10 protein-coding genes are annotated in these 13,734 nt (G+C 62.8%); 6 read left to right on the plus strand and 4 right to left on the minus strand.

The features are described 5' to 3' along the window. Positions 1-7: 7 nt before the first annotated feature. Genes XI08_RS02850 through XI08_RS02865 form a run of 4 tightly spaced genes read left to right on the plus strand, consistent with a single transcriptional unit; the run spans position 8 to position 4,837 of the window. Complete coding sequence (locus tag XI08_RS02850) at positions 8-226, plus strand: twin-arginine translocation signal domain-containing protein (RefSeq protein WP_135174366.1); 219 nt, start codon at positions 8-10, stop codon at positions 224-226. 2 nt (positions 227-228) lie between these two features. Next, positions 229-3,171, plus strand: a complete 2,943-nt coding sequence (locus XI08_RS02855) for a formate dehydrogenase subunit alpha (protein WP_271573281.1) — start codon at positions 229-231, stop codon at positions 3,169-3,171. A gap of 12 nt (positions 3,172-3,183) precedes the next feature. Beyond that, complete coding sequence (fdh3B, locus tag XI08_RS02860; RefSeq protein WP_026192595.1) at positions 3,184-3,780, plus strand: formate dehydrogenase FDH3 subunit beta; 597 nt, start codon at positions 3,184-3,186, stop codon at positions 3,778-3,780. 43 nt (positions 3,781-3,823) lie between these two features. Further along, complete coding sequence (locus XI08_RS02865; RefSeq protein WP_271573282.1) at positions 3,824-4,837, plus strand: formate dehydrogenase subunit gamma; 1,014 nt, start codon at positions 3,824-3,826, stop codon at positions 4,835-4,837. A gap of 16 nt (positions 4,838-4,853) precedes the next feature. Here XI08_RS02865 and XI08_RS02870 read toward each other — a convergent pair whose 3' ends face one another. Further along, positions 4,854-4,976 (minus strand): hypothetical protein, encoded by a 123-nt coding sequence (locus XI08_RS02870; protein ID WP_256374928.1) that lies wholly within the window; start codon positions 4,974-4,976, stop codon positions 4,854-4,856. 82 nt (positions 4,977-5,058) lie between these two features. Further along, entirely contained in the window at positions 5,059-5,379 is a 321-nt protein-coding gene (locus tag XI08_RS02875; protein WP_271573283.1) for a hypothetical protein, read from the minus strand. Positions 5,380-5,668: 289 nt separating this feature from the next. Between XI08_RS02875 and XI08_RS02880 the strand changes: the two genes are divergently transcribed. After that, positions 5,669-5,857, plus strand: a complete 189-nt coding sequence (locus XI08_RS02880; protein ID WP_271573284.1) for a hypothetical protein — start codon at positions 5,669-5,671, stop codon at positions 5,855-5,857. Between the two features lie 54 nt (positions 5,858-5,911). Here the strand turns inward: XI08_RS02880 and XI08_RS02885 are convergent, their stop codons facing one another. Continuing rightward, positions 5,912-6,292 (minus strand): hypothetical protein, encoded by a 381-nt coding sequence (locus XI08_RS02885; protein WP_027549133.1) that lies wholly within the window; start codon positions 6,290-6,292, stop codon positions 5,912-5,914. A 249-nt stretch (positions 6,293-6,541) separates the two neighbouring features. Then, positions 6,542-6,961 carry a hypothetical protein gene (locus tag XI08_RS02890; RefSeq protein ID WP_271573285.1) on the minus strand — a complete coding sequence of 140 codons (420 nt, stop codon included), beginning with the start codon at positions 6,959-6,961 and terminating at the stop codon, positions 6,542-6,544. Between the two features lie 241 nt (positions 6,962-7,202). Here XI08_RS02890 and XI08_RS02895 point away from each other — a divergent pair. Next, the coding region (locus XI08_RS02895) for a DUF5801 repeats-in-toxin domain-containing protein (protein ID WP_442869754.1) at positions 7,203-13,734 on the plus strand (6,532 nt) is incomplete at its 3' end.

The raw sequence follows: 13,734 nt of genomic DNA on the forward strand, positions 1-13,734 counted from the left end.
AGATGCGATGAGTGAAGAGAGGAAAGCCACAGTCGGGCGCCGCGATTTCCTGCGCAAGGTCGGCGCCGGCACGGTGGGCGCCGGCGCGACGCTCGCGACACCGCTGGTCGGGTCCGCGCAGGCTGATAGCGAAACCAACGATGAGAAGCGAAAGGCGCGCTACAAGGAAACCGATCACGTCAAGGCCTTCTATCGCGTCAATCGTTATCCGGCCAAGGGAGGTTGACCGTGCTGATCAAGCGAGCAAACCACCGTTCCCTGCGCCATGGTTCCGTTGCCGAGTCCCTTGCGGGGCAGGCCGGCGGTCTCGACCGCCGCAGCTTCTTGCGCAAATCCGGTCTCGCCGGCGGCGCGCTCGCCGCGCTCGGCACGCTGCCGGTCGGCGGCGTGCGCAAGGCGGAGGCGGCGATGGCTGGTCCGCTCACCGCAGGTGCGAGCGTCCGCAAGAGCATCTGCACGCATTGCTCGGTTGGGTGCACGGTGACAGCCGAGGTCCTGAACGGGGTATGGATCGGCCAGGAACCGAGCTGGGATTCTCCGATCAATCGCGGCTCGCATTGTGCCAAGGGCGCATCCGTGCGCGAGCTCGTGCACAGCGAGCGACGGCTGCGCTATCCGATGAAGCTCGTCGGCGGCCAGTGGACCCGCGTGTCCTGGGATACCGCAATCAACGAAATCGGCGACAAACTTCAAACCGTACGTGAGAAGTCGGGCCCCGATTCCGTCTATTGGCTTGGCTCGGCCAAGATGACCAATGAAGGCGCCTACCTGTTCCGCAAGCTCGGCGCATTCTGGGGAACCAACAACACCGATCACCAGGCCCGCATCTGCCATTCGACCACCGTCACCGGCGTCGCCAACACCTGGGGCTACGGCGCGATGACCAACAGCTACAATGATATCCGCAATGCGAAGACGCAGGTCATCCTGGGCGGCAATCCGGCAGAGGCGCATCCGGTCTCGCTGCAGCACCTGCTCGAGGGCAAGGAACTGCAAAAGGCCAACTTCGTCGTCATCGACCCGCGCCTGACGCGCACCGCCGCGCACGCGACGGAATATGTGCGGATGCGGCCGGGCACCGACATCCCCGTGCTTTACGGCATGATGTGGCACATCCTCCAGAACGGCTGGGAGGACAAGGAGTTCATCCGGCAGCGTGTCTACGGGTTCGACGATCTCCGCAAGGAAGTGGAAAAGTGGAATCCGGAAGAAGTCGAGCGCGTCACCGGTATTCCCGGCGAGCAGCTCAAGCGCGTCGCCAAGATGTTTGCCACCGAAAAGCCGGCCACGCTGATCTGGGCCATGGGCCAGACCCAGAAGACCGTCGGCACCGCCAACGTGCGTGCCAGTTGCATCCTGCTGCTGATGACCGGCAATGTCGGCGGCGCGGGCATGGGCGCCAACATTTTCCGCGGCCACGACAACGTGCAGGGCGCGACCGACGTCGGGCTCGATATCGTCACGCTGCCGTTCTACTACGGCCTCGCCGAGGGTGCCTGGAAGCATTGGTCGCGGGTTTGGGAGGTCGACTATGACTTCCTGAAGTCGCGGTTCGATTCCAAGCAGATCATGGAAACCCCCGGCATTCCGCTGACCCGCTGGTTCGAGGCAGTGACGCTGCCGAAGGATCAGGTCGCGCAGAAGGACAGCGTGAAGGCGGTGTTCGTGCAGGGACACGCCTCCAACAGCATCACCCGTATCCCTGAATCCCTCAATGGCCTGAAGGCGCTGGAGCTGCTCGTTATCGCCGATCCGCATCCGACGACTTGGGCCTCGCTGGCAGTCGAGGCGGGGCGCAAGGATGGCATCTACATTCTCCCGGTCGCCACCCAATTCGAGTGCAAGGGCTCGCGCGTCGCCTCCAACCGCTCGCTGCAATGGGGCGAGCAGATCGTGAAGCCGGTGTTCGAGTCGAAGGATGATCTCGAAATCATCTACCGCCTGGCCAAGAAGTTCGGCTTCGCCGACCAGATGTTCAAGAATATCAAGGTCGAGAACAATCTTCCTGAAGCAGAGGATGTCCTTCGCGAGATGAACCGCGGCAGCTGGTCGACCGGCTATTGCGGGCAATCGCCCGAGCGTCTCAAGGCGCACATGAAGAACCAGGCGAAGTTCGACATGCTGACGATGCGGGCGCCGAAGGACGATCCCGAGGTCGGCGGCGACTATTACGGTCTGCCCTGGCCATGCTGGGGATCACCGGAGGTCAAGCATCCCGGAACGCCGCTGCTCTACAATACCAATCTGCATGTGATGGATGGCGGCGGCACGTTCCGGCCGCGGTTCGGCATCGAGCGCGAGGAGAAGCTGCCGGACGGCACGACGCGCAAGGTGAGCCTGCTCGCGGACGGCTCATACTCGCTGGGGTCGGGAATCCAGGACGGCTATCCGGAATTCACGCTCGCGAGTTTGAAGAAGCTCGGCTGGGACACCGATCTCACCGAAGCGGAAATGGCCGTGATCAACAAGGTCAACCCCGCCACTCCGGACGCGGTGTCGTGGTCGCTCGACCTGTCGGGCGGCATCCAGCGCGTCGCGCTAGCGCATGGCTGCGTTCCCTATGGCAACGGCAAGGCGCGCATGAATGCCTTCGGCTTGCCCGATCCCATCCCGGTTCACCGCGAGCCGATCTACACGCCGCGCGTCGATCTCGTCGCCAAATATCCGACGCTGCCCGACGCCAAGCAGTTCCGGATGCCCAATATCGGCTTCTCCGTGCAGAAGGCTGCGGTGGAGAAGGGAATTGCAAAACAGTTCCCGCTGATCCTGTCGTCCGGCCGTCTGGTCGAATATGAGGGCGGCGGCGAGGAGACCCGGACCAACCCGTGGCTCGCCGAATTGCAGCAGGACATGTTCATCGAGATCAATCCCGCCGACGCCGCCGAGCGCGGCGTCAAGGACGGCGGCTGGGTTTGGGTCACGGGTGCCGAGAACAATTCCCGGGCGAGGATGAAGGCGCTCGTCACCGAGCGCGTCGGCAAGGGGGTCGCCTGGATGCCCTTCCACTTCGGTGGCTGGCTTGCGGGCAAGGATCTCCGCGGCAACTACCCGAAGGGCACCGACCCGATCGTGCTTGGTGAAAGCGCCAACACGATCACCACCTACGGATACGATCCCGCGACGAATATGCAAGAGGCCAAGGTCACTCTCTGCCAGATCGCGGCGGCATAAGGAGCAACGACGATGGCACGTATGAAGTTTCTCTGCGACGCCGACCGTTGCATCGAGTGCAACGCCTGCGTCACGGCCTGCAAGAATGAGCACGAGGTCCCCTGGGGTATCAACCGCCGCAGGGTCGTCACCATCGCCGATGGCAAGCCGGGCGAACGATCGGTCTCGATGGCTTGCATGCACTGTACGGATGCGCCGTGCGCGGCCGTGTGCCCGGTGAACTGTTTCTATACCACCGCCGATGGCGTGGTCCTGCACTCCAAGGATCTCTGCATCGGCTGCGGCTACTGCTTCTACGCCTGTCCGTTCGGCGCGCCGCAATATCCGAAGGTCGGCAATTTCGGCTCGCGCGGGAAAATGGACAAATGTACCTATTGCGCCGGCGGCCCCGAGGCCGATGGCAGCAAGGAGGAATACGAGAAATACGGTGCGAACCGCCTGGCCGAGGGCAAGCTGCCGCTGTGTGCCGAGATGTGCTCGACCAAGTCGCTGCTCGCCGGCGACGGCGAGATCATCGCCCAGATCTATCGGGAGCGCGTGCTGAAGCGCGGCTACGGCTCAGGAGCGTGGGGCTGGAAGACCGCCTATCGCGAGACGATCGAGTCCTGAAGCAGGCCGCGGGCGACGCGGCACAAATGCCGGGGAGGAGTCCATGTCCTCGTTTGCAAGGTTCATTCGACCAGCCATCGGCGCGTGGGCGTTGCTTCTGTTGATCATGGCAGCTCCGGCACCGTCGCTGGCCCAGCCGATCAATCCGACGGCGAGCTCGGTCAACGAGCGCCAGTTGCTGCAGGAGATGGACCGGATCCAGGGACGCGTCAGCATCCCCGACCAGCGCTCCAGCGTGCTGATACAACCTGCTGGCCGCGAGTGGCGTGAATTCCGCAACGTCGTGCTGCGGTGGATCGGCGGCGTTGCTGTGCTCGGCATGCTGGCGGTGCTGGTGATCTTCTATTTGGCACGTGGGATGATCCGCCTCGAAAGCGGTCGATCCGGCCGCACCATCGTACGGTTCAACACCTTTGAGCGCTTCGTGCACTGGATGACCGCGACCTGCTTCGTGATCCTGGCGATCTCGGGGCTGAACATCACGTTCGGGCGTCCGCTGCTGCTTCCGCTGATCGGATTTGACGCCTTCTCCGAATGGTCGCAATGGGCGAAATTCGCGCACAATTACCTGAGCTTTCCCTTCACGATTGGCGTCGTGCTGATCTTTCTGATGTGGATCGGCGGCAATATCCCCAACAAGCTGGATCTGGAGTGGATCAAGCGCGGAGGCGGCCTGATCGGTCACGATCATCCGCCGGCTCGCCGCTTCAACGCGGGGCAAAAGGGGATCTACTGGATTGTTGTGATCGGCGGTGGCCTCGTCGCCGCGACCGGGTATCAGCTCATGTTCCCATTCTATGCGACGGGAATCGAGGGCATGCAGATTGCCCAGATCGTTCACTCCGTCGTGGCCGTGCTGTTTATCGCCGCGATGCTCGCGCACATCTACATCGGCACAATCGGGATGGAGGGGGCTTTCGAGGCGATGGGATCAGGTGAGGTGGATGTCAACTGGGCGCGCGAGCACCATAGCCTGTGGCTCGAGCAGGAGTTGGCACGGAGCGACCCGAACGATTCTCAGCCGCGGCCTCGCCATGCTGCGTCCGCAGCCGAATAGAGCTGACGAGCATTGCTTAAAGACGCACGCCCGTCGTCGCAAAGGCTTCTGCGACGGGTTGCTGTATGCTGTCGAGCACGGCAACTCCAGCCACCGTGATTACGATCGTCGCAACACAGGCAAGGATGAAAGCCTTCATCGCGATCCCTCCTCGCGAGCATTATACAGGACTTCTGGCCGCTAATAAACGCTGCGCTTGGGCAGGTCGATGCGGGCCGCAGCTAGATGCTGGATGCGAAGCCGGTGTTTCGGCTCTCCGCAGCTCGTTCGAGATCCCATGCCCGCTGCAGGCGCTCGGCGCTTGTCGACTTCAATATGCCGGCCCAGGCGTTACCGAGTGTCTTGATGCCTTCGTGCAGACTGGATGCATTCCCGACCGACCAATCAGGCAAGCCCATGGGGACGCTGATCGACCAGGCCCAGCTGTCTCCGGACCGATGGACGTTGCCGATCACATGCCCCTCATAGATGACGACGTAGTGGTCCTTGACATCCGGCCACCGAAGCTTCGCATTGAGGGAAATAGATTGTTTCATGAACAAGCTTGTGTCGTAGGGCTAGCGGGTAAATCACTTCGAATGCAATGCTCTGAACGCTCGCGATCGGCGCGTCCGGTCGACAACTTCCAAAGAGGCCCGGGCGCCAGGCGAATGGCCTCGTGGCATCGGGGCCGGCCGCCGGCCGAGGAGGGGAGTGCCGGGACGACCGAGCTTGATCCCAACCTATCGGTTTGACACTATGCCGACATATTCGGAGAAAGTCATGTACAAGTCATGTCTTGTTGCGATCGCAACTGTCGTCTGTTTGTACGCACCGCCCGCCAGCGCTCAGGTGAGGCCGTACCCTTTCGGCGATGAACCGTATCGCCTGAACTGGTATCCCGATCCCGAGATCGAGGCCGGCTGCTGGAAATGGAATTGGCAGCAATACCAGTGGGACAATTATTGTCCGGTCTACGTCCGTCCCAAGGCTTACATGTACCCGCGAGCGCGGGCGGTGGTCGTTCGCGCGAAGGGGTGACGGGCGGGGCCGATGCGCGGCGCGCCTTGCGGAGGCGCCGCCCGGTCCTATCGATCAGTAGTTCTCGATCGTGCAGGCGATCTGGCTGTGCTTGCCGAAATTGAGCAAGGCATTGCCGCGGAAGCCGTCGACCCAGACGCCGGGACCGGCATAGCGATATCCGACTCCCATCGGGACCAGGCGCACACGCACGCCGCCGGAGTGGCCCGTATGCAGCGATGCCGTCACAACCTCACCGGCAACGGACACCGCGATCGGGCACAGGGGGTACTGCCTGCCGTTCTCGCAGCTGAAGACGAGTTCCGAGCAGCTGCCGATCGAGCCTGGTGAAGCCCGCAGCGCCATGTCGGCGGCGGTGGCTGCGCCGGGATTGCCGGCCAGGCCGCCTCCCATAACAATGGCTGCCGCGAGACCTTTGGCCATCAAATTGCGCATCGTTGCCCCCAATGGATTCTTAAAATCACCGGCTAGCAGAGCAAAAATCACCAACAGCGTCAAACCGCAATGAATGGCAAGATGGCCGACGGCTTGATCGGCATCGCTCGGCTGACCGGCAATCCGATCGCTTCAAGCACGGACCTTCACTTGGTGTAGACCGGCGCCAACTGGGCCTGCTCCCTGTGGTAGGCCCAGCGCCGCTCGTCCAGGAACGCTCCCATCGGCCCCCGTGAAGAGGCTACGCGCCTAGATCTTCTGCTGCGCTCCGGGGCCTACAACGTTGACCGTGATCTTCTGAATTTCCGTCCGGCCGCCGGCATATTTGACCTCGATCGTCAGAACGTCGTCGCCGATGAAGTCGGGCTGCGACTTGTAGAACGCGACATAGGCCGGCACTTCCAGCGCGAGGCATGACTTGTAGTTCGTGGCTTTCACCTTCGCCGACTTGACCGTCACCTTCCCGGATGCGGGCGCATTGACCAGGCGGATCGTCGGCAGGGGACCCGACGTGCAATCGGGTAGTACGTTGATGAAGACGCCGACTCGCGTGTCCTTATTGGGGGCGGATTTGACCGTTCGCTCGACGGGAGACGATGCGTCCTCGGCCAAGGCCGGCGCGACGAACCCAGACAACATTACGATGGCCGCGGACAATAATACCCGCATTGGTGGTCTCCCGCTCGCCGCGTTTTCCCGGTCAATTCGTTGCAAGATGCTCAATTTAAATGCTTTTTCGACGCTGTGTGTACCGATTAGCCAATTTACCACGGCGCACCAAAAACCCTTCGTTAACTAGTTGATTTCGTTGACCCCAGCCTCGGTTAACAATAGCTTAATAGCGAAATTTTTCGAATTGCTTTCTACAGACTTGATTTGAACTGCACAGTGTTTCGGCAGGGGCAGATTTATGAACGCACAATTTCAGGTAGCGCAGGCTACCGGCGCAGCTATTCCGACCAACACAACTCCAGTTCGAACATTCACTCTGGCAAAGCCGCTAACAGATCAGGCGGTGGTCGTACATCTCGGATTTGATCAGAAGGTCAAGCTCGATTTCTCCGCAATAGCCAACGAAAAGATCACGCTCGTTCATGTCGGCGAGAAGCTGATCATTCTGTTCGACAACAAATCGACGATCACGGTCGATCCGGTCTTCGATTCCCGTCACGACGATCAGCACCTGCTCTCCATCGAGCTGGCGCCCGGGCGCGACGTCAACGTGCAGGAATTCGCGAGCCTCTTCCCGATCACCACCGACCAGTCCGTGCTTCCTGCGGCCGGTGATGGCAACGGCAACGCCCAGGGCAGCGGCGCCAACTTCTCCAATGCTGCGGTCGATCCCTTGAACGCCGGCAATCCGTTGGACCTGCTCGGGCAGGAACAGCTCGGCAATTTGGTCCTCAATCCGGAGACTTTCGCCGGACTGCCCGCAACGACTGCGCCGAGCGCAGCCTTTACGCTCTCCGGTACGGTCGTCATCCACGATGAAACCGTCGATGTCCAGATTCTGAACGGTGCGAACGATCAGCCCAATGCTGGGCTGCCCGCAGTCTTCTCCGCCGTCGGACTGATCGGATGGGCCCAAAGCGCCGTTTCGGAGATCGCGTCGTCGAGCGCCGGCTTCGGCATCGGCGGGACCGGAACGATCGTCTATGCGCTGACGACCTCTACCGGCGCGGCATTCGCCGGCGCCGATTCCGGTCTGCAGGCCACGGTCACCGGCAATGAAATCTTCCTGTTCACCGAGGGCAGTCTGGTCGTCGGACGTGAGGGCGCCGGCGGCGTCGCCGATCCGAACGGTGCAGTCGCCTTCCAGCTCTACCTCGATCCGGCGACGCTGAAGCTTGACGTGGCCCAGTATGAAGCCATCAAGCACGGCACGGCGTCCGAGCCTGACACGAGCGAAGGCGCGCATCTTGGCGATGTCGTTTTCGTGCAGCAGACGGTGACCGACGGCTCCGGCAACACGGCGACTGCGGTGTCGACCGGTTCGCTCGGCGTGTCATTTCTCGACGATGGTCCGACGATCCTGGTCACGGTGGATGACGGAGGCGAAGGACCCACGCGCCTTGCAACCTTGTCGCTGGACGAATCGATCGGCGGTGACCGCGGCGCGAACGGCTTCCCGGACGGAACATTCGACGACGTCTCGGGCAATACGAGTCCGGACCCGACCGGCACCCATCCGATCGGCACGATGAAGACCGATGTCGGCAATGTCGAAAGCCCCGGCGATCTGGCAGCTCTGTTCAATGTCGTCAAGGATGGTGGCACGGACACCGAGAAGTCGACCGATTATGCCTATTCGTTCGCGCTCTCGGGCGCCAAAGTAACGGAGAGCGGCGGCATCGCCACCACGTTGAAGGTGACGGACCCGAACCACACCTACTCCGACGACACGATCTACCTCTTCAAGGTCAGCGACACCGAGATCGTGGGCCATGTCGGCGCCGATCCGAACGGCCCGATCGCGATCCGCATCACGCTGGACAACGCAGGCAGCCTTTCGGGAGGCCAGCTCGTCGTCGACCAGTACATGGCGATCGACCACGGCGCGGACCTCAATAATTTCGATTCGACGCAGTTCCTCAACCTGGTCGGTGAGGGCGCGAGCCTCGGCATTACGCTGACCGCGACCATCACCGACGGCGACAATGACACGGCGACGTCCTCGGCCACGATCGTGATCGCGGGGCCCCAACAGTCGAGCATCGGCTTCCAGGATGACGGCCCGTCGATTGACGTGACGGTGCAGCAGCCGGAGGAGGGGTCGGCCCATCTCGCGACGCTGTCGCTCGACGAGTCGATCGGCGGCGATCGCGGCGCCAACGGTCTTCCTGACGGAACCGTCGACGACGTCTCAGGCAACACGGCCCCGGATCCGACCGGCACCAATCCGATCGGCGAGCTGAAGACGGCGGCCGGCGAAGGCGACGTGAAGGGCGAACTGGAGGCGCTGTTCGACGTCACCAAGATTGCCGGCACCGACGGCGAGAAGTCGACCGACTATGCCTATTCGTTCGCGCTGTCGAGCGCCAAGGAAACGGAGAGCGGCGGCATCGCCACCACGTTGAAGGTGACGGATCCGAACCACACCTACTCCGACGACACGATCTATCTGTTCAAGGTCAGCGACACCGAGATCGTGGGTCATGTCGGCGCCGATCCGAACGGCCCGATCGCGATCCGCATCACGCTGGACAACGCGGGCAGCCTCTCGGGAGGCCAGCTCGTCGTCGACCAGTACATGGCGATCGACCATGGCGCGGACCTCAATAATTTCGATTCGACGCAGTTCCTCAACCTGGTCGGTGAGGGCGCGAGCCTCGGCGTTACGCTGACCGCGACCATCACCGACGGCGACAATGACACGGCGACGTCCTCGGCCACGATCGAGATCGTGGGCACCCAGGACTCCAGCATCAGCTTCCAGGATGACGGCCCCGCGGTCTCGGTTTCCGCCAATTCGGCCTTCCAGGTCGTCCACGACGAGACCCTGCTGCTGCAGAGCCCGCCGTTCGGCGACGACAATGACATTCTGTTCACGCCCGTCTTCAACGGCGTCAGCAATCCCGGACACGACCCGCAGGTTCTCTTCGGCCTTCCGATCGGGTATGCGCAGAGCAACGTCGCCGCGCTCACCATCGACAATGTGGACTACGGCACCGACGGCGCGGCCAAGACGGGCGCCCAGGTCTTCTCGCTGACACTGACCGACGCGCAGGGCCAGAGCACGACCGGCCCGGTCGATGCGATGCTCACCACGACGGAAGGGAAGGAGATCTTCCTGTTCCTCGAGAACGGCCTGATCGTCGGTCGCTACGACGGGGGCGATCCCGGCAATGACGTGACCGGCACCAACGATCCGGCCGCGTTTGCGATTGCGATCGACGCGGTGAGCGGCAAGGTGTCCGTCGTCCAGTATGTTTCGCTTCACCATGACAGCGCCGATATCGGCGGCGATATCGATGAGGCGGTCTCGCTGGCAAACGCCCTCGGCCAGGTCAAGGCGACCGTGACGGTCACCGACGGCGACGGCGATCACGCGTCGGCGTCCGCCAACATTGGCGGTGATATCCAGTTCGAGGACGACGGCCCGCTGGTGGCGGCGACGGTGTCGCGCAATTTCGGGGTGACGGCGGACGAGACCCCGGGCAACCAGGCGAACGACGTTACTGGCCCGTTGCAGATCTTTGCGGACGTGCAGAATCCCGGCGATGATCCGGATAAGCCCGGGCCGGTGCTCGCCTACGCGACCAGCAGCGGCGCAGCCCTGAGCATCCTGCCGTATTTTGGCGTCGACGGCCCCGATCCGACTGCGGCGATCACCTATTCGCTCGAGCTGAAATCGTCCACGTCCGGGGTGACCTTGACGGACGGAACGGAGATCACCTTGTCGCAGGATCTTGCCGGCCGGGTGATCGGCACGGTGGGCCAGGACAATGTTTATCCCGACCTGAGCGGCAAGACCGCCTTTGCGGTCGCGATCGATCCGGTCACCGGCAAGGTCTCGGTGGTCGAATATCTCTCGCTGCATCACTCCGATGCGTCCAATCCGAACGATCCGGCCTCGCTGGCCGCGGGCTCGATCTCGGCCGTCGTGACGATCAAGGATGGCGATGGCGACACCGCGTCCGCGTCCGCGGATATTTCGAGCAGGATCCACTTCAACGACGACGGTCCGGCGCTGACGATCGGCACCGACGTGACCACACCGGAATTTGTCGCGCTCGCACTGAATCTGGACGAGACGATCGGCCATGACGGGTCGCTGCCGGATCAATACAACCTCGGCGAGGGCGAGTCGGGCGGTGGAACGCCGAACGGAATCGCCGACGACACCGGCAACGCCACCGTCACGTTCACGACGGACGCGACCTCGACGGCCCAGATCGGCGAGCTGATGACGGGCGCGGGGCTGCTGGCCCCCTTGTTCACGAATGCGGTGATCGATTACGGGGCCGATGGCCCCGCACTGGTCAATCCCGTTGCGTCGGCGCTGAGCCTTGTCCTGACCGGCGCGCCCGAAGTGGGCGGGATCAAGACCAACCTCGTTGCCACGGCGCTGGCTGGTAGCCCGCTCGACGGCACGTCGGTGGACCATCGGACGGTCTGGCTGACACTCGAGGGTGGCCAGATCGTCGGCCGCGTTGGCCACGATACGCAGTCCACGGGCGATGATTTCGTCGTCCTGCGCGTCTCTCTGAGCTCGGCGGATCCGGCGACGGCCCAGCTCGTGGTCGATCAATTCCTGCCGATCGATCACGATGCGTCGGAGCCTGCCGGGTCCCGGTTGCCCGAGAATCCCTCGCTGTTCGACGAGTCGATCTCGTTGCTGACGGCGATTGCCGGCCAGAGCGTCGGCGTGAAGCTGACCGTGACGGTGACCGACGGCGATGGTGACCATGTCACGAAATCGGCCACCGCGACTCTCGTCGACAACGGCCATTCCATCGTCTCCATCGACGATTCCGGTCCGACCATCTCCGCTTCGGAGGATTGCGTCGATACGCCGCTCACCTATGTCGGCATCAAGGCGGGCAACGTTGACGAGCGCGGTCTCGACGGTCCGAGCGACCAGGACGTGCTGTTGTCCGGCGTCGGTCAGGGCAAGGGCTCGAACGCGAACACGATCAATACGACAGGGAGCGATATCGGCGTCGGCAACCAGTCGATCGAGGGCCATGAGGTCAACGGCGGCAACGACCAGCCTGCGGAAATCCTGCGGCTCGACTTCGTCAACAACGTCACGTTCCCTGCCAATAGCTTCGCCTATAACGGGCACTATGAGGTTGATGCGGCCTCGTTCACGATCCAACAGATCCAGGGCAATCCGAGCAACACGGCGACGGTCTTCGTCCAGGTCTTCAACGCCAATAACAACAACGACTTCACCGATGATGGCAACCCGCTGCCGATCACGCTGAACGACGTCACCGTCACCGGCGACGCCAGCTACACCAAGATTCCGGTCTATGACGGCAACACGCTTGTCGGCGTCGTCATCGTCGGCCTGAACGAGGGTGCAACCGTCACGGTCGACACGACCGACGACTTCAATCGTCTCGTCATCTCCAACTACGACAACGTCGCCTTCTCGAGCACGCCAAACGGCGCTCCGACCCTTCCGGTCGACCCGAACGATCCGCAAGAGACGAACGTTGGTCATCCGTTCTCGGTGAGCGGCATCTCGTCCGTGGTGTGCGCCCCCGCCACGCTCAGCGTCACCCATGACGAGAGCGCGGGATTCGCTCCGCAATCCGGCCCGAACCCGGAAAATGACGTCGATCCCGCGACAGCCCCGAGCGTGCTCACGGCCGCGATTGCCGGCGCCCAGATCGGTACGGTTCTCGGCTACGCCGAGTCGACCGGTGCCGCCAACACTCTGTTCACGACGCCCGATTTCGGCACGGATGGACCGGGCCCGGCCGGAGGTGTGTCCTATCAACTGACAAATTCCACCGGTGGTGGATTCACCGGCCAGGATTCCGGGCTGAACACCACGGCCGGCAACCACGACATCTTCCTGTTCACGGATTCCACCAATCCGAACATCGTCTGGGGCGTCGACAGCAACAACGTCCAGACCGGCGAGAAGGTGTTCGCGCTCTACGTCGACACCGACGGGCATCTGTGGGTCGCACAATTTGCGGCGATCGCGCACAATGTCGATGGCTCGACGCCTGCTGCCCATGACGACGAGGTCTCGATCACGAACGGCCTCGTATACATCTCGGCCACCGCGACCGACGGTGACGGCGATACCGCCCATGCGGTTTCGCCCGCCGGGCTTCACATCAATTTCCAGGACGACGGTCCGCACGCCTTTGCGGAGGCGCCGCAGAACGTCCTCGAAGGGTCCGCGCCGGTCACGGGGCAGCTCGATTTCGATCCGGGCGCGGACGGTGCGACCGTCACTGAGATCAACGGGGTAACTCTGTCGTTTGGCAATGACGGGTATTCCCAGGCCATCTCGATCGCCCATGGCAGTCTCCAGGTCACCGCGGACGGTGCCTACAAGTTCGTTGCGCAGCCCGATGACGTCCACAAGACCGGCGGGCCGGCGAATTTCACGTACACCGTGACCGATGGCGACGGCGATACGTCGGCATCGACGGTGTCGTTCGTGGTCACCGACGACAGCGACCCGACCAAGGTGACGTTGAACGACGTCACGGTGAACGAGGGCGTCGGCACGGCGACGATCTCGGCCAGCGTGGACCATGCACCGCAGGGCAGCAACCTCGTGCTGAGCTTGAGCAACGGCGCGACCATCACGATCCTCGATGGTCAGACCACTGGCGTNCAACATCACGACCTACGGCCACGCCACGGTCACGATCAAGGACACCATCGATCCGACCACGGTGACGTTGAACGACGTGACGGTGAACGAGGGCGTCGGCACGGCGACGATCTCGGCCAGCGTGGATCATGCG

This window comes from Bradyrhizobium sp. CCBAU 11361, assembly GCF_028128935.1.
In the GTDB taxonomy this organism is placed as follows: domain Bacteria; phylum Pseudomonadota; class Alphaproteobacteria; order Rhizobiales; family Xanthobacteraceae; genus Bradyrhizobium; species Bradyrhizobium niftali.